At 66.7% G+C, this 15,122-nt stretch carries 16 protein-coding genes; 5 read left to right on the top strand and 11 right to left on the bottom strand.

What is annotated here, in order from left to right; all coding sequences use genetic code 11:
* The first annotated feature begins 21 nt into the window (after nucleotides 1-21).
* Nucleotides 22-951 carry a LysR substrate-binding domain-containing protein gene (locus tag G3O00_RS08850; protein WP_006402708.1) on the top strand — a complete coding sequence of 310 codons (930 nt, stop codon included), beginning with the start codon at nucleotides 22-24 and terminating at the stop codon, nucleotides 949-951.
* A 94-nt stretch (nucleotides 952-1,045) separates the two neighbouring features.
* Here the strand turns inward: G3O00_RS08850 and G3O00_RS08845 are convergent, their stop codons facing one another.
* Nucleotides 1,046-2,458, bottom strand: coding sequence for an 8-oxoguanine deaminase (locus tag G3O00_RS08845; RefSeq protein WP_011352400.1), 1,413 nt, complete (start codon nucleotides 2,456-2,458; stop codon nucleotides 1,046-1,048).
* Between the two features lie 509 nt (nucleotides 2,459-2,967).
* Here G3O00_RS08845 and uraH point away from each other — a divergent pair.
* Together uraH and G3O00_RS08835 are read left to right on the top strand one after the other, a co-directional pair.
* A complete protein-coding gene (uraH, locus tag G3O00_RS08840) occupies nucleotides 2,968-3,321 on the top strand; it encodes a hydroxyisourate hydrolase (RefSeq protein ID WP_011352401.1) in 354 nt (117 codons plus the stop codon).
* Nucleotides 3,322-3,373: 52 nt separating this feature from the next.
* A complete protein-coding gene (locus tag G3O00_RS08835; RefSeq protein WP_011352402.1) occupies nucleotides 3,374-4,567 on the top strand; it encodes a urate hydroxylase PuuD in 1,194 nt (397 codons plus the stop codon).
* A gap of 93 nt (nucleotides 4,568-4,660) precedes the next feature.
* On the opposite strand, the gene G3O00_RS08830 is transcribed toward G3O00_RS08835, so the two are convergent.
* Both G3O00_RS08830 and G3O00_RS08825 read right to left on the bottom strand, forming a co-directional pair.
* Nucleotides 4,661-5,077, bottom strand: coding sequence for an ACT domain-containing protein (locus G3O00_RS08830; RefSeq protein WP_206142737.1), 417 nt, complete (start codon nucleotides 5,075-5,077; stop codon nucleotides 4,661-4,663).
* A gap of 72 nt (nucleotides 5,078-5,149) precedes the next feature.
* The gene (locus tag G3O00_RS08825) at nucleotides 5,150-6,070 is read right to left on the bottom strand and encodes a LysR substrate-binding domain-containing protein (protein ID WP_206142736.1); all 921 of its coding nucleotides are present in this window, start codon (nucleotides 6,068-6,070) and stop codon (nucleotides 5,150-5,152) included.
* A 134-nt stretch (nucleotides 6,071-6,204) separates the two neighbouring features.
* On the opposite strand from G3O00_RS08825, the gene G3O00_RS08820 reads away from it, so the two are divergent.
* On the top strand, nucleotides 6,205-7,020 hold the full coding sequence (locus tag G3O00_RS08820; protein ID WP_206142735.1) for an aminotransferase class IV family protein: 816 nt from the start codon (nucleotides 6,205-6,207) through the stop codon (nucleotides 7,018-7,020).
* A 31-nt stretch (nucleotides 7,021-7,051) separates the two neighbouring features.
* Here G3O00_RS08820 and G3O00_RS08815 read toward each other — a convergent pair whose 3' ends face one another.
* Nucleotides 7,052-7,456 carry a RidA family protein gene (locus tag G3O00_RS08815; protein WP_174930958.1) on the bottom strand — a complete coding sequence of 135 codons (405 nt, stop codon included), beginning with the start codon at nucleotides 7,454-7,456 and terminating at the stop codon, nucleotides 7,052-7,054.
* 151 nt (nucleotides 7,457-7,607) lie between these two features.
* Here G3O00_RS08815 and G3O00_RS08810 point away from each other — a divergent pair, with 151 nt between their 5' ends.
* Nucleotides 7,608-8,573, top strand: coding sequence for a LysR family transcriptional regulator (locus G3O00_RS08810; protein ID WP_206142734.1), 966 nt, complete (start codon nucleotides 7,608-7,610; stop codon nucleotides 8,571-8,573).
* Between the two features lie 81 nt (nucleotides 8,574-8,654).
* Here G3O00_RS08810 and G3O00_RS08805 read toward each other — a convergent pair whose 3' ends face one another.
* The 7 genes from G3O00_RS08805 to G3O00_RS08775 form a co-directional block, all read right to left on the bottom strand.
* Nucleotides 8,655-9,167, bottom strand: coding sequence for an ureidoglycolate lyase (locus tag G3O00_RS08805; protein WP_043187989.1), 513 nt, complete (start codon nucleotides 9,165-9,167; stop codon nucleotides 8,655-8,657).
* Entirely contained in the window at nucleotides 9,164-10,177 is a 1,014-nt protein-coding gene (gene alc / locus G3O00_RS08800; RefSeq protein WP_206142733.1) for an allantoicase, read from the bottom strand. The genes G3O00_RS08805 and alc overlap by 4 nt, the downstream gene beginning before the upstream one ends.
* A 62-nt stretch (nucleotides 10,178-10,239) precedes the next feature.
* A complete protein-coding gene (gene uraD, locus G3O00_RS08795; protein WP_011352410.1) occupies nucleotides 10,240-10,761 on the bottom strand; it encodes a 2-oxo-4-hydroxy-4-carboxy-5-ureidoimidazoline decarboxylase in 522 nt (173 codons plus the stop codon).
* The gene (puuE, locus tag G3O00_RS08790) at nucleotides 10,758-11,711 is read right to left on the bottom strand and encodes an allantoinase PuuE (protein ID WP_041492879.1); all 954 of its coding nucleotides are present in this window, start codon (nucleotides 11,709-11,711) and stop codon (nucleotides 10,758-10,760) included. The genes uraD and puuE overlap by 4 nt, the downstream gene beginning before the upstream one ends.
* A 148-nt stretch (nucleotides 11,712-11,859) precedes the next feature.
* Entirely contained in the window at nucleotides 11,860-12,651 is a 792-nt protein-coding gene (locus tag G3O00_RS08785; protein ID WP_206142732.1) for an aspartate/glutamate racemase family protein, read from the bottom strand.
* A gap of 10 nt (nucleotides 12,652-12,661) precedes the next feature.
* A complete protein-coding gene (locus G3O00_RS08780) occupies nucleotides 12,662-14,146 on the bottom strand; it encodes an NCS1 family nucleobase:cation symporter-1 (protein WP_011352413.1) in 1,485 nt (494 codons plus the stop codon).
* A gap of 150 nt (nucleotides 14,147-14,296) precedes the next feature.
* Nucleotides 14,297-15,001 (bottom strand): GntR family transcriptional regulator, encoded by a 705-nt coding sequence (locus G3O00_RS08775; RefSeq protein ID WP_174930963.1) that lies wholly within the window; start codon nucleotides 14,999-15,001, stop codon nucleotides 14,297-14,299.
* Between the last annotated feature and the right edge of the window lie 121 nt (nucleotides 15,002-15,122).

The raw sequence follows: 15,122 nt of genomic DNA, 5'->3' as shown, positions 1-15,122 counted from the left end.
GACATATAAAACGGAGATATCATGAGTCAGCAACGCGAGGCGATCGACACGTACCTCTTGCGCGTCTTGCACACCTTGTTGATGGAGCGCAGCGTCACGCGCGCGGCCGTCAAACTGAACCAGTCGCAACCGGCGATCAGCGCCGCGCTGCGGCGCCTGCGCGACATCACCGGCGATCCGCTGCTGGTGCGCGGCAAATCCGGCATGGTGCCGACCGAATACGGGCTGCGCCTGCTCGAGCCCGTGCAGAATGCGCTGCGTGAAATCGAGCGCATCAAGTTCCAGCAGCACAACTTCGACCCGGCCACGTCGATCCGCTGCTACCGGATCGGCTGCCCCGACTACCTGAACGTGCTGTTCGTGCCGACCGTGGTCGAGCGCTTCCGCCAGGCCGCGCCGAACGCGACGCTCGAATTCCATTCGCTCGGCCCCGCGTTCGACTACGAGCTCGCGCTGGAGGATGGCAAGCTCGACATCGTCGTCGGCAACTGGCCCGAACCGCCGGAGCAGCTGCACCTGTCGAACCTGTTCGTCGACGAAATCGTCTGCCTGATGAGCAACACCCACCCGTTCGCGAAGCGCGGCGGGCTCACGCTCGACCAGTACCTGAACGCGCCGCATCTCGCGCCGACGCCGTACTCGGTCGGCCAGCGCGGCGCGATCGACGTGCACCTCGCGCGCGAACGGCTCAAGCGCCACGTGGTCGTCACGCTGCCGTACTTCAATCTCGCACCGTACGTGCTCGTGAAGTCCGACCTGATCTTCACGACGACGCGCCTGTTCGCCGATCACTACGCGAAGTTCCTGCCGCTGTCGGTCGTGCCGGCCCCGCTCGACTTCCCGCCGATGCAGTACTACCAGCTGTGGCACGAGCGCTGCCACTACTCCGACGAAGTGCGCTGGCTGCGCGGCCTCGTCGCCGAAGCCACCCGCACGCTGATCGAGCCGTAACGGCACGCGCCGCCCGCGCCATCCCGGCGCGGCGTGGCGACAGCTGGCGGCATGCCCGGCGGCAACACGGCCGCCGGATAGCTTCAGACTTCCTTCAGCGCGATGCCTCGACCAGCGCCTGCGCGAGCGCATTGTGACGCGCGATGACGGGCGGCAGGTCGAGCGTCGCCAGACGCCCTTCCCGCACCACCACCTTCCCGTTCACCACCGTGTACGCCGTCTGCGACGGTGCGCAGAACACGAGCGCCGCGACCGGATCATGCAGCGCGCCCGCGAACAGCGGCTGGCGCAGGTCGAATGCGGCGAAGTCCGCGGCCATGCCGGGCTTCAGCGCGCCGATATCGTCGCGGTTCAGCACCTTCGCGCCGCCGAGCGTCGCGATTTCGAGCGCTTCGCGCGCGGTCATCGCATCGGGACCGAAACCGACCCGCTGCAGCAGCAGCGCCTGCCGCACTTCCGCCACCATCTGCGCGCCGTCGTTCGATGCGGAGCCGTCGACGCCGAGGCCGACCGGCACGCCCGCGAGACGCATCTTCTTCACCGGCGCGATACCCGACGCGAGCCGCATGTTCGAGCACGGACAGTGCGCGACGCCCGTGCCGGTGCGCGCGAACAGGCTGATGCCCGCATCGTCGAGCTGCACGCAGTGCGCATGCCACACGTCATGGCCGACCCAGCCGAGATCTTCCGCATATTCGGCGGGCGTCATCCCGAACTTCTCGCGGCTGTACGCGATGTCGTTGACGTTCTCCGCGAGGTGCGTGTGCAGCGACACGCCGTATTCGCGCGCGAGCACGGCCGCGTCGCGCATCAGGTCGCGGCTCACCGAGAACGGCGAGCACGGCGCGACGACCACGCGCAGCATCGCGTAGCGGCCTTCGTCGTGATAGGTCTCGATCAGGCGTTGCGTGTCGCGCAGGATGTCGGGCTCGCGCTCGACAACCGAATCGGGCGGCAACCCGCCGTCGCGCTGGCCGACGCTCATCGCACCGCGGCTCGCGTGAAAACGCATGCCGATCCGCTGTGCGGCGCCGATGCTGTCGTCGAGGCGGCTGCCGTTCGGGTAGATGTACAGATGATCGCTCGACGTCGTGCAGCCCGACTGCAGCAGCTCGGCCATCGCGGTGAGCGTCGACACTTCGATCATCTCGGGCGTCAGGTGCGCCCAGATCTTGTAGAGGTTCGTGAGCCAGCCGAACAGCTCGGCGTTCTGCGCCGCAGGCACCGCGCGCGTCAGGCTCTGGTACATGTGGTGATGCGTGTTCACGAGCCCCGGAATCACGAGGTGGCCGCGCAGGTCGAGCACTTCGTCTGCCGTATCGGGCAGCTCGGCGGTCGGGCCGACCGCGACGATCCGGTTGTCTTCGATGTAGAGCCCCGCGTCGCGCAGCTCGCGGCGCGTGTCGTCCATGGTCACGAGCACGTCGGCGTGCTTGACCAGCAGGGTTTTCGGGCGGGATGAGGAGGTGTTCGGCGCGCGTGCGCCAGCGTGCTGCTCGAGGTTCATGCGTTCTCCGCGTCGGTCTGCCCCCAGGGGCGGATCCTGGGGACGGTCACACACGTTCGAACGCTGAATCGCGGCACGCTCCGGTGCCTGCGTCCGTTCGAACGCCCTGGCCCGGTTACCCGGCGTGCTCGCCGTCTTCGGGGTACGCGCGGGCCATTGGCCGACGCGCACGGCGGGAGGATCGCCCAAGCGCGCGCCGCACACAATGCGCGATCCGGAATACCGCGTTTCACGGTTTCGATATGGTACGCCGCGCGACGCCCCGCCGGAGGCCCGAAATGCCCGCCGGAAGCCGTATCCGGCGTGCCGTCGACAGCCGCTCATGCGCGGCGCATTATCTTTGATATCGCGCCCGTATTTGCGCGGGGAACCTTTTTACAATGCCTGCACGGCGCTCGCTTCAATCTCGCCGACGGGTATGTAGCCACGTGACGTGGAGCCTCGATCCGCCGCACAGTCAATGGATCGAGTCGCCGCCGAACCTCGCATTCACACAAGGACAATTGCGAATGGGAAAGCTCACTACCCACGTACTCGATACGGCGCACGGCCGTCCCGGCGCTGCAATCAAGGTGGACCTCTACGCGCTGGACGGCGAATCGCGCCGCGCGATCAAGACCGTGCTGACCAATAGCGACGGCCGCTGCGACGAACCCCTGCTCGAAGGCGCCGCGCTCGCCGCCGGCGAATACGAACTCGTGTTCCATGCCGGCGACTACTTCGCGTCGCTCGGCGTGAAGGTGCCCGAACCCCGTTTCGTCGATCGCGTCGTGCTCCGCTTCGGCATCGCCGACACCGGCTCGCACTACCACGTGCCGCTGCTCGTGTCGCCGTGGTCGTACAGCACCTATCGCGGCAGCTGACATTCGAATCAGCGCCCGCATCAAACAAACGATTTGAGTCTGGAGGAGTTTCATGGAAGGCTTCATCACCGACTGGCTGAACCTCGCGCTGCGATGGCTGCACGTCATCGTCGCCATTGCGTGGATCGGCGAGTCGTTCTATTTCGTCGCGCTCGACAACAGCCTGAAACCGCCGACCGACCCGAACCAGCGCAAGCGCGGTGTGTTCGGCGAACTGTGGCACGTCCACGGTGGCGGCTTCTACAACATGCAGAAGTACACGGTCGCTCCGCCGGAAATGCCGGATGACCTGCACTGGTCGAAGTGGCCGTCGTACACGACCTGGCTGTCGGGCTTCTCGCTGTTCTTCGTGCTGTACCTGCTCGCGCCGAACACGTACCTGATCGACAAGAGCGTGCTCGACATGGGCCCGGTGGTCGCCGTCGCTTCCGCACTCGGCTTCCTCGCGGCCGGCTGGATCGTCTACGACTCGCTGTGCCGCATCCTCGGCACCAATGACCGCGTGCTCGGCATCTGCGTCGGCATCTACGTGGTCGCCGCAGCCTACCTCGCGTGCCACATCTTCGCGGGTCGTGCTGCCTACCTGATCGTCGGTGCGATGCTCGCGACGATCATGTCGGCGAACGTGTTCTTCGTGATCATCCCCGGCCAGCGCAAGATGGTCGACAAGATGCTCAAGGGCGAAGAGCCGAACCCGATCTACGGCAAGCGCGGCAAGCAGCGCTCGGTGCACAACACGTACTTCACGCTGCCGGTCGTGTTCGCGATGCTGTCGAACCACTACGCGATGACCTACACGAACAAGTTCAACTGGGTCGTGCTCGTGATGATCATGCTGGCCGGCGCGCTGATCCGCCAGTTCTTCGTGATGCGTCACCGCGGCAAGCAGCTGTGGTACCTGCCGATCGGCGGCGTCGCCCTGCTGTCGGCCGCGCTGGTCTGGACGATGCCGAAGCCGGTCGCACCGGAAGCGCAAGCCGCGAACGCACCGAAGGTCGTGATCGCCGACATCATGCCGGTCCTGCAGCAGCGGTGTGTGGAGTGCCACTCGGCGAAGCCGACGCTGATGGGCAGCGCGCCCGCAGGCGTGATGTTCGACACGCCGGACGAAGTGTCGAAGAACGCGCAGCGTATCTACGAACAGGCCGTGCGCCTGAAGGCGATGCCGATCGGCAACGTCACGCACATGACCGACGACGAGCGCACGAAGCTCGCCGCGTGGTTCGAGGGTGGCGCGAACAAGTAAGCCGCCGTGCGCCGGGATCGTTTTCCGGCGCAATCCTTTCCGTTCGCGGGCCCGGTGACGGGCCCGTTTTTTTTGCGCGTTGCAAATGCGTTGCTAGCGCTCGCCGCGCATCGCGTCACGCTGGAGCGCGACGAGCGCATCGAGCGCGCGCGGGCCGTCGTCGACCGGCACGAAGATATGATCGTGGTACGCAGCCGCCATCACGTTGCAGCTGATACCGGCCGCACCGAGTGCGCGTGCGAATGCCGCGGTGAGGCCCACGGCCGCAAGATCGGAATGCACGGTCAGCGTGATCCAGGCCGCACGGAACAGCACGGGCCAGCCGTGCCGCGCCGCGGCCTCCTCGCCGACAACGACCGTCAGGCCTTCCGCTTCGCGAAACGTTGCGACTACTTCGGATAACGATACGTCTGCATCGGATGACAGCGATACGAATGCGAACGCACCCGGATGCAGTTCGGGCTGCATCGTGCTCAGCAGGATCGCGAGGTTGTTTTCAGGTTGGCTCATCGAAGGAACACACCCGGAACCGGGCATCGTGCGGTGGAGATGCGGGCACGATAGCACGCGCCACCGGCACCGCTACGCGCGCATCGTCGCGACTTCGTCCGCAAGCCAGGCGCGCAAGGCGACGATGCGCGGATCGTCCTGCGTGCGCGCCGGATACACGACGTGATACGCAAGGCCCGGCGCCACCTCGACGTTCACGTCGAACAGCGGCACGACGCGTCCTTCCGCGAGATCGCGCGCGATCATGTGCGGCTCCGCCAGGCCGACCGCCGTACCGTCCGTCACGGCCTGCACGACGTGGCTCGAATCCGGAAACGCGACGCACCGGCTGTCGTCGAAACCGTCGACGCCGGCAGCGGCCATCCACGCCGACCAGCGCGGCCAGGTCACACCGTCGACTTCACAGTCTGCGTGGCAAAGCGTGTAGCGCAGCAGATCGCGCGGCTTGCGCAACGGCGGCCCGGCCGACAACAGCGCCGGGCTGCAGACGGCAACGACCGACGTATCGAACAGGTGCTGCGCGCACGCGTCGCGATAGCGCCCGGTGCCGAAGCGGATCGCCACATCGACATCGTCGTCATCGAAGTCGCGCAACCGGTCGGTGATATCGAACGACAGCTCGAATGCCGGATGCGCGGCCCTGAAACGCGGCAGGCGCGGCAGCAGCCAGTGCGTCGCAAAGCGCGCGCCGACCGACACGCGCAGCTCCGTCTGTTCCCGCACGATGCGCCGTGCCCGGGCAGTCGCGCGCTGCATCCCCGCCAGCGCCTCGGCGGCCGCAGCAGCCAGCACGACGCCGGCCGGCGTCAGCCGGATGCTGCGGCTCGTGCGGACGAACAGGTCCATGTCGAGCTGCGCCTCGATTTCCTTGATCTGGTGACTGACAGCTGCCGGCGTCAGTCCGACCTCGTCGGCCGCCCGCGAGAAATTCAGGTGCCGCGCCGCCGCATCGAACGTCCTCAGCGCGCGCGTACCGGGCCACATGCGTTCCATCGATCTTCAAGCCGGATTTGATGACCGTTCCAAAACTACTCGTTTTTCAAGACACCATCAATCGGCAAACAATAGGCTTTCTTGAAGATGCCGCGAGTCGCCCCGCGCTCGCGACCGAACCCGGAGATCCATCGATGACCGCTGCCCCGTTCCCGTCCGTCGCCCAGCTCAACGGCGTCGCCGCCACCCCGGATGCGCTCGCCGCGCTCGCGTTCGCGGGCCATGCGCATTTCACCGCGATGCAGGTACGCGACGGCCGCGTGCGCGGCCTCGACCTGCATCTCGCACGGCTGCGCGATGCGTCGAACACGCTATTCGGCCAGGCACTGCCCGACGACCGGATCCGCACACTCCTGCGCGCGGCGCTCGATCGCGCGCCGTCGGCGCTTTCGCTGACGGCGACCGTGCATGCGACGACGGGCGAATTCGTCGCGCCGCGCGACGACGAAACGCTCGACGTGCTGGTCCGCACCGCCGCGCCGTCGTCGGGGCCCGCGGGCCCGCTCGATCTCGCGCTGTTCGAATACGAGCGCGTGCTCCCGGACATCAAGCACGTCGGCGAAGTCGCGAAGACGCACTTCCTGCGCCGCGCGACCGCGCAGGGTTTCGACGATGCGGCCTTCATCGATCGCCACGGACGCATCAGCGAAGGCTCGATCTGGAATCTCGCGTTCTGGACCGGCGACGCGGTCGTGTGGCCGGTGGCCGGCATGCTCGGCGGCGTCACGATGCGTATCGTGCGCCGGCAACTGGCGCGCCTGGGCATCGCGCAGCACGATCGCGAACTGACGCCGGCCGACCTGCCGTCGATGGCCGGCGCCGTCGTGATGAATTCGTGGACGCCCGGGATCGCCGTGCGCCGGTTCGGCACGGCGACGCTGCCCGACGCTGCGTCGTTCGTCGCGCTGCTGCATCGCGCGTACGAACAGGAGCCGCCGGTCGCGCCGTGACGCGCATCGCCACGGACCGCGGGCACCCTGCTCAACCGTCAACCGTCTCCGGCAGCCGCGCGATCGCCTTGATCTCGAACTGGAACCCATACAGCCAGGTCACGCCGACGGCGGTCAGCGTCGGATGCGGCGCGTCGCCCCAGTATTCGGGAACGATCTCCCAGATCCGCTCGAACGTCGCTTCGGGATCGACGAGGAACACCGTCACGTCGACGACGTCGTCGAACGTGCAGCCGGCCGCACGCAGCACCGCATTCAGGTTGTCGAACGCGCGGCGCACCTGCGCACCCAGTTCCGGCTCGGGCGAGCCGTCCTCGCGGCTGCCGACCTGCCCGGACACGAACAGGAAGCCGTTCGAGCGCACTGCCGGCGAATAGCGGTTGCGGTCGTACAGTGCCTGGCGACCGGGCGGAAAAACCACGCTACGCTTTACCATCCCCTACCTCCTTCGGTTTGTGGGGCGAATCCGCCCCGGCATCAACGATGAAGGCACTTTAAGGTCCGTTGCACGGCGAATAAACCGGCAACGCTGTCCAACACTGTTTGGACATCCCAAACAATTCCGACCGACGCGGAGCCCTGACCCGATGGATCGATTCGACGCAATGCAGGCGTTCGCCCGCGTGGTGGAAGCCGGCAGTTTCACGAAGGCAGCCGAGACACTGCACATGAGCCGCACCACCGTCACGCAGCTCGTGCAGCAGCTCGAAGCGCGGCTGCGCGTGAAGCTGTTCAACCGTACGACGCGCAAGGTCGTCGTCACCGCGGACGGCGCCGCGTACTACGATCGCGTCGTGCGGCTGCTGGCCGACATGGACGATGCCGAAACGAGCCTGTCCGCCGCCTCCGCATCGCCCCGGGGGCGGCTGCGCGTGGACGTGCCGAGCCCGTTCGCGCGCCTGATCCTGATCCCCGCGCTGCCCGCGTTCCATGCGCGCTATCCGGACATCCAGCTCGACATGGGCGTGAGCGACCGCGTGGTGGACGTGATCGGCGAGAACGTCGACTGCGTCGTGCGCGGCGGCGAGCCGACCGACCGCTCGTTGGTCGCGCGTCACGTCGGCGACCTGCGGCTCGGCGTGTACGCGTCGCCGGCCTATCTCGCACGTGCCGGCACGCCGACGCATCCTGACGAGCTGGAGGACACCCATCACCGGATCGTCGGTTTTCTGTGGGCGCGCACCGGTAAGGCATTGCCGTTTGCGATGACATGCGACGGCGAGCAGGTCACCGTGCGCGGACGCTACGTGCTCGCGGTCGACGACGGCAATGCGTACCTCGAGGCCGGCCTCGCCGGGCTGGGCATTCTGTGGCTGCCCGACTACATGGCCGGCGTGCATCGCGCCCGTGGCGAACTGGTGCCGCTGTTCGAGCCATGGCAGCTCGAACCGATGCCGATGTACGTCGCGTTTCCGCCGAACCGGCACGTCAGTGCGAAGCTGCGGGTGTTCGTCGACTGGGTCGCCGAGCTGATCGCGCAGCATACGCCGGTCGCGAACCGGCGGCGCGGCGGCGGTGGTTCACGCGACACGCGCAAAACTGCCGCGACCTGAATCGCGCCGAATCGACCGCACATAAAAAAACCCGCGCATCGTGCGCGGGTTTCGTCAGACGCTGGCAGAAACGCCAGCGACTCAGGCCGTCAGCGCGTGCAGCGCCTCGTCGGTGAGCCACAGCGATTCCTGCAGGTCCTGCTCGTTCAGGTTCAGGCCGTCGCCACCCCGATCGACGACGATGAAGTCGCTGACGCCGCCCAGCGCGATCAGCGGGTGATGCCACACGCCCTTCGCATAGTTGACGCCCTGCCACCCGCTCGTCACGAACGCGCGGATCTTCGCCGGATCGAGATCGCCCGCGGGCGCCACGACGACGAGATACGGCTGGTCGTTCAGCGGCACGAAGGCCTGGCTGCCGAGCGGGTGCCGCTCCAGCATCTTCACTTCGAACGGCAGCGTGCGCGGCTGGCCGCGGAACAGGTTGACGAGCGTGCGGCCGTCTTCATCGGTCACGTCGACTTTCGCGAGATCGTGAAAGCGGATCGTCGTGCCGAGGTTGATCGGGATCTGCTTCGCCCCTTCCGTTTCGATCACGTCGCCGAACGGCGCGAACGCTTCCTTGGTCAGCGGTTCGATGGCAAGCGTCTTCATTTGTCGAGCGTCCCCCACAGACGCAGGCGCGACACGCCGCCGTCCGGAATGATGTTCAGTCGCACGTGCGTGACGGGGCCGAGCGACGCGATGTCCTGTTCGAAGTAGTGCTGCTTGTCCATCTGCAGCTTCTGTTCGCCGAGCAGCACGGGCCAGAACATCGACTGCGTGATCAGCGAGCTGTCGGTGCCGCCCGACACGTACGCCGCCTGGATCGAGCAGCGGTCCGGGTAGTTGCCCTTGAAGAACGCGGTATCGACTTCGATCTTGCGGATCACGCCCGGCTGCGCCAGCGCGAGGATCGCCCAGTCGTTGCCCGGTTCGCGGCGGCGGCGGGTTTCCCAGCCGTCGCCCATGTTCACGCCGCGGCCCGGCAGCAGCAGGTTCGACGCGACGCCGAAGTGCTGGTTGTTCGCGGCCACCACGTAACCGCCGTTTTCCATCGCCGCGAGATCGAATTGCTCGGTCGCGCTCGCGCCGGCCCAGTCGAGCTGCGGCTGGCCGTACACGCGCAGGCGTGCAATGCCGCCATCCGGATAGATGTTCACGCGCAGGTGCGTAAACGCGCGCGCATCGCTCGCTTCGACGTAATGATGGCTGTTGCCCTGCAGCGTCGTCGACGGCACGATCTCGACCCACTCGGTCGCATGCGTCGGTGCGCCGTCGGCCACGAACGCGGCCTCGATCGACGCGGCCGGCGGGAAGTTGCCGGTGAAGTGGCTCGTATCGATGTCGAAGCCCTTGATCACGCCCGGGCGCGCGAGCTTGACGATGCACCAGTCGTAGCCCGTCGTGCGCTTGCGGCGCGTTTCCCAGCCGTCCATCCACTTGCCGTGGTCGTCGTACTTGCCGGGGATGAAAACGGCCGGCTCGGGGTTCAGCATCCGGTCCTTCGGCGCGAAGAAATCGTCGCTGGCTTCGAGCGCCTGCGCACCGAGACGCGGGTCGGCAAGATTCACGTAGCGCCGCGTGAAGTCGGGTGCGTTGGGATCGAGAAGCGGAACAGCCATGATGTTTCCTTGTTTCAGTGAGGCGATCAGGCCGCTGCGACGCAGCAGGCCGTATTGCGGTGTCAGGCGTCGATCAGGTCGTCGAGGCGGAAGCGCGCGATCCGGTAGATCTGGTCGAGGCTCGCCCGCAGTTCCTCGGTGCGCGAATGATTCACGCGCGACTCGAAGTTCGCGATGATGCCGTGCCGGTCATAGCCGCGCACCGCGAGGATGAACGGGAAGCCGAACTTCTCGCGATACGTGCGGTTCAGCGTCAGCAGCTTGTCGAACTCTTCCTGCGTGCACTGGTCGAGGCCCGCGCCGCTCTGCTCGCGCGTCGACTCGGCGGTCAGCTCGCCACGCACGGCAGCCTTGCCGGCCAGCTCCGGGTGAGCGTTGATCAGCGCGAGCTGGCGCACTTCGCCGCCCGTCTCCACCGCACCCGACATCGTCTTGTGCAGCGCGTCGATGCTCGCGAACGGCCGCTCGCCCGCGGCGACTTCAGCCACCCACGGCGAATGTTCGAAGATCCCCGACAATGCCGCGACAAATGCGCTCGGCGCCATCGTGTTCAGTTGTTCCAACGTGTAGCGCATCGCCTTCATGCTTTCCCTTCGTTTCGATGATTGGGCTGATACGGATGATGTTCACGCCAGTGACGCGCGATATCGACACGGCGCGTCACCCATACGCGATCGTGCTTCTCGATGTGATCGAGGAAACGCTGCAGCCCGCGGAACCGGCCCGGCCGGCCGAGCAACCGGCAGTGCATGCCGATCGACAGCATCTTCGGCGCTTCGTCGCCTTCCGCGTACAGCACGTCGAATGCATCGCGCAGATAGTCGAAGAAGTGATCGCCGGTGTTGAAGCCCTGCGGTGTCGCAAAGCGCATGTCGTTCGTGTCGAGCGTGTACGGCACGATCAGCTGCGGCGATTTCTTGCCGCCGGAGACTTCGACGTCCATCCAGAACGGCAGGTCGTCGCCGTAGTTGTCGGAGTCGTACAGGAAGCCGCCGTATTCCGCGACGAGGCGGTGCGTATTGGGGCTGTCGCGGCCGGTGTACCAGCCGAGCGGGCGCTCGCCCGTCACACGCTCGATCGCTTCCATCCCGAGGCGCATGTGCTCGGCCTCGAGCTCCGGCGTCATGCTCTGGTAGTGGATCCAGCGCCAGCCATGGCAAGCGATTTCATGGCCCAGCTCGACGAATGCACGCGCGAGCTCCGGGTGGCGTTCGATCGCCATGCCGACGCCGAACACCGTCAGCGGCATCCCGCGCTTCTCGAATTCGCGCAGGATGCGCCACACGCCGGCCCGCGAACCGTATTCGTAGATCGACTCCATGCTCATGTGGCGGTCGGGATACGCGGCCGCGCCGACGATTTCCGACAGGAACTGCTCGGAGCCCGGATCGCCATGCAGCACGCAGTTCTCGCCGCCCTCCTCGTAGTTCAGCACGAATTGCACGGCGACGCGGGCACGCCCCGGCCAGTTCGCCTGAACGGGATGGCGGCCGTAGCCGATCAGGTCGCGAGGATAGTTGGGATCGAGTGACATGGTTCGAAGTGCGGCGAAAGCTCGCTGAAATAATGGGTTCGCATCGACTGCGCGGGTGCCGGAAGCCGGCTGCGCAAGCCGATGCGATGACGGCCCAGTGTAGCGAAAACGTTCATACGCGCCCATACAGCGACGCAGATAGTGCGTGTCAGACGGTGTGTATGTGCGGTTGCGGCAAATTCGGGACCGGTTCCGCCTTATCCCCGTCCGGCGGGCTGAAGCGGGCGAACGCGCCGTCGTAGCGCTTCGGCAGCGGGCGCGCGTAGTCGCCGCGCTTCGCGGTCGCGAGGCGCAGCGCGACGAGCGCCTCGGCCCATTTGACGGCCGCGGTGACGCCCTCGACCACCGGCGCGCCGATCTGCTGCTCGATCTCGTGCGCGAATTCGGCCATCCCCGCGCAACCGAGCACGATCGCGTCGGCGCCGTCCTCGTCGAGCGCGTGCCGGCACTCGTCGACGATGATCCGGCGCGCGGCCGAGCCCGGCCGGTCGAGTTCGAGCACCGCGACGTCGGTCGCGCGCACGTTGCGGCAGAACCGCTTCATCCCGTAGCGCTCCGCGAGATGCCACGCCATCCCGCAGGTGCGGGCGAGCGTCGTGACGACCGAGAAGCCCGGTGCGAGCACGCTCGCCGCATGCATCGCGGCCTCGGCGATGCCGATCACCGGCCCGCGTGCGAGCTCGCGCGCCGCGTAGAGGCCGGGATCGCCGAAACACGCGATCACGTACGCGTCGCAGCCGTCGCGCTCGCCCTGCACGATCTCGGCGAGCAGCCCCGGCGTCGCGAGCGCCTCGTCGTAATACCCTTCGATCGACGGCGGCCCCATCGGCGGGCTCACCGCCACGATTTCCGTGCCGGCGGCCGCGACCTCGCGCGCGCAGCGGCCCATCGCGTCGGTCATCCGCTGCGTCGTATTCGGATTGATCAGTCGAATCTTCATCGCACGCTCCTCAGGCCTTCGTGCTCACGAGCAGCCGGTAGAACACGAAGCCGAGCCCCGCGCCGATGAACCACGAGAAGTTCGCGACGCCCTGCCAGCCCGGCATCATCACGCAGACGATCGCGATCACCGCGGCCGGCAACAGCGCGGCAAGCGCACGGCGGTTCACGCCGCCCGTGTACCAGTACGTGCCGCTTTCCGACATCGTGTACAGGTCGTCGCGCACGAGCCGGCCGCGCTTGACGAGGTAGAAGTCGGCAATCAGCACGCCGTACAGCGGGCCGATGAACGCGCCGAGCACGTCGAGCGTGTAGTGGATCACGGCCGGGTTGTTGAACAGGTTCCACGGCGTGATGAAGATCGACGCGACGGCCGCGAGCATCCCGCCCGCGCGCCAGCTGATCAGGCGCGGTGCGACGTTCGAGAAGTCGAACGCGGGCGACACGAAGTTCGCGACAATGTTGATGCCGATCGTCGCGATCGTAAACGTCAGCGCGCCGAGGATCACCGCGGTAGGATGGTCGATGCGGCCGACCGTCTCGACCGGATCGGTGATGAGTTCGCCGAACACCGGCAGCGTCGCGGCCGTCGTGATCACCGTGACGAGCGAGAACGCGAGGAAGTTGACCGGCAGCCCCCAGAAATTGCCGCGCTTCACTTCGCCGAACGAGCGGCAGTAGCGCGAGAAATCGCCGAAATTCAGCATCGGCCCGGAGAAGTACGACACGACCAGCGACACGGCCGTGATCATCACCGGAATCACTTCCGCGCCGTGGTATTTCACGCCGCCGAGGTTGATGCCGATGTTGCGCCAGCCCGCGCGCCACACCATGTAGCCGGCGAGGATGAACATCACGACGTAGACGGCCGGCCCCGCGAAGTCGATGAACTTCTTGATCGTCTCCATCCCGTTCCAGAACACGAGCGCCTGGAGCACCCACAGCAGCATGAAGCCGGCCCAGCCGACCGCCGACAGCCCGAGGAAGCCGTAGCGATGCACGTCCGCGTAAGGCAGCCATTGCGGGAAGAATTTCAGCACGACGATCACGAGCGCGCTCGATGCGAGATAGGTCTGGATGCCGTACCACGCAATCGCGATCAGCCCGCGGATCACGGCCGGTACGTTCGCGCCGAGCACGCCGAACGTCGCGCGGCACGCAACCGGATACGGCACGCCGACCTGCTGGCTCGGCCGCGCGATCAGGTTGCACAGCAGGTTCACGAAGCCGATCCCGACGATCAGCGCGATCAGCACCTGCCAGCTCGTCAGCCCGAGCGCGAACAGGCTGCCCGCGAACACGTAGCCGCCGACGCTGTGCACGTCCGACATCCAGAACGCGAAGATATTGTATGAACCCCAAGTCTGATTTTTCAGGGGTGCCAAATCTTCGTTGTACAGACGTTCGCTGTAACCATTCGGCAGTGCCGGGTCGCCGCCCTCGCCGCCTTCTTCTGCCGGATAGGCGCTGTCGTGCGCCACACTGAACTGAGCCATGACTTCTCCTTGACGCGGCCGGGCGGCCGCTCCACCGTCATCGATATCGCTCCGGATCGACGCCCGGAGTCGGACCAGCGGCCCGCGGCAAACGCCGCGGGCCTGCATTTCGCTCGTTCTTGTGGCGCGCGGCCGGGTTCGCGTCGCCGCTCAGGCGCCGCCGAACACTTCGCGCAAATCGACCTGCCCTTGTGCGGGCCGGTCCAGCATCTTCAGTTCGACATGCTGCAGGTGGTGCGCCATCAGCGTCACCGCCCGCTTCGGATCGCCCGCCTCCAGCGCGCCGAGGATCTCGTCGTGGTCGTCGCACGAGCACGGGCTGCGGCCGTGCGACTCGTACAGCGCGGACATCAGCGTCGAGCGTGCGACGAGCCCTTCGAGACACTCGCTGAGCGTCGCATTGCCCATCAGCGTGGCGAGCGTCGTATGGAATTCGCCCGACAGACGGATCCAGGCCGCGAAGTCCTGCCGCTGGAACGCCTTGCGTTCCTTCTCGATCAGCGAGGCGACGCCCTTCAGCCGCTTCGCGCCGGGGCCGGTCGCGAGACGCTCGACCACGGCGAGCTCGATGATCCGGCGCATCTCGAACACCTCGTGCACGTCCTGCAGCGTCGGACTCGCGACGAACGCGCCACGGTTCGGCTCGAGATCGACGAGCTTGTCGGTCGCGAGCTGCGCGAGCGCCTGGCGGATCGCCCCGCGCTTCACGTTGAACACGTCGCAGAGCTGCGCCTCCGTCAGCTTCGCGCCCGGCGCGAGCCGATGCTCGAGGATCGCCGTGCGGATCCGCTCGGCGATCGCTTCGGGACTGGCTGCACCGGACGGGTGGGATTCGGGCTCGTTCATGATCGGCATCGTGTGATGATCCTCATCCTAGGGCGGACATAAAGATTGTCAACAATTCTTTTCCGGTATTGCGCACAGTCGTCGTGCATCGATGCGACCCCGTTCGGTGCACGATGCGTCGAATCCATGC

Source organism: Burkholderia sp. Ac-20384, assembly GCF_017104605.1.
GTDB classification, from domain to species: domain Bacteria; phylum Pseudomonadota; class Gammaproteobacteria; order Burkholderiales; family Burkholderiaceae; genus Burkholderia; species Burkholderia lata.
Note: the sequence above shows the minus strand (reverse complement) of the source record. Positions and strands in the feature narration are given on the sequence as shown.

What these genes read in the sequence shown, in the direction of transcription:
- G3O00_RS08805 (WP_043187989.1), bottom strand. Translation starts at nt 9,167, where the DNA reads ATGAAGACGCTTGCCATCGAACCGCTGACCAAGGAAGCGTTCGCGCCG.
- G3O00_RS08850 (WP_006402708.1), top strand. Translation starts at nt 22, where the DNA reads ATGAGTCAGCAACGCGAGGCGATCGACACGTACCTCTTGCGCGTCTTG.
- G3O00_RS08815 (WP_174930958.1), bottom strand. Translation starts at nt 7,456, where the DNA reads ATGGTAAAGCGTAGCGTGGTTTTTCCGCCCGGTCGCCAGGCACTGTAC.
- G3O00_RS08830 (WP_206142737.1), bottom strand. Translation starts at nt 5,077, where the DNA reads ATGAGCCAACCTGAAAACAACCTCGCGATCCTGCTGAGCACGATGCAG.
- G3O00_RS08810 (WP_206142734.1), top strand. Translation starts at nt 7,608, where the DNA reads ATGGATCGATTCGACGCAATGCAGGCGTTCGCCCGCGTGGTGGAAGCC.
- uraD (WP_011352410.1), bottom strand. Translation starts at nt 10,761, where the DNA reads ATGAAGGCGATGCGCTACACGTTGGAACAACTGAACACGATGGCGCCG.
- G3O00_RS08820 (WP_206142735.1), top strand. Translation starts at nt 6,205, where the DNA reads ATGACCGCTGCCCCGTTCCCGTCCGTCGCCCAGCTCAACGGCGTCGCC.
- G3O00_RS08785 (WP_206142732.1), bottom strand. Translation starts at nt 12,651, where the DNA reads ATGAAGATTCGACTGATCAATCCGAATACGACGCAGCGGATGACCGAC.
- G3O00_RS08780 (WP_011352413.1), bottom strand. Translation starts at nt 14,146, where the DNA reads ATGGCTCAGTTCAGTGTGGCGCACGACAGCGCCTATCCGGCAGAAGAA.
- G3O00_RS08845 (WP_011352400.1), bottom strand. Translation starts at nt 2,458, where the DNA reads ATGAACCTCGAGCAGCACGCTGGCGCACGCGCGCCGAACACCTCCTCA.
- alc (WP_206142733.1), bottom strand. Translation starts at nt 10,177, where the DNA reads ATGGCTGTTCCGCTTCTCGATCCCAACGCACCCGACTTCACGCGGCGC.
- G3O00_RS08835 (WP_011352402.1), top strand. Translation starts at nt 3,374, where the DNA reads ATGGAAGGCTTCATCACCGACTGGCTGAACCTCGCGCTGCGATGGCTG.
- puuE (WP_041492879.1), bottom strand. Translation starts at nt 11,711, where the DNA reads ATGTCACTCGATCCCAACTATCCTCGCGACCTGATCGGCTACGGCCGC.
- uraH (WP_011352401.1), top strand. Translation starts at nt 2,968, where the DNA reads ATGGGAAAGCTCACTACCCACGTACTCGATACGGCGCACGGCCGTCCC.
- G3O00_RS08825 (WP_206142736.1), bottom strand. Translation starts at nt 6,070, where the DNA reads ATGGAACGCATGTGGCCCGGTACGCGCGCGCTGAGGACGTTCGATGCG.
- G3O00_RS08775 (WP_174930963.1), bottom strand. Translation starts at nt 15,001, where the DNA reads ATGCCGATCATGAACGAGCCCGAATCCCACCCGTCCGGTGCAGCCAGT.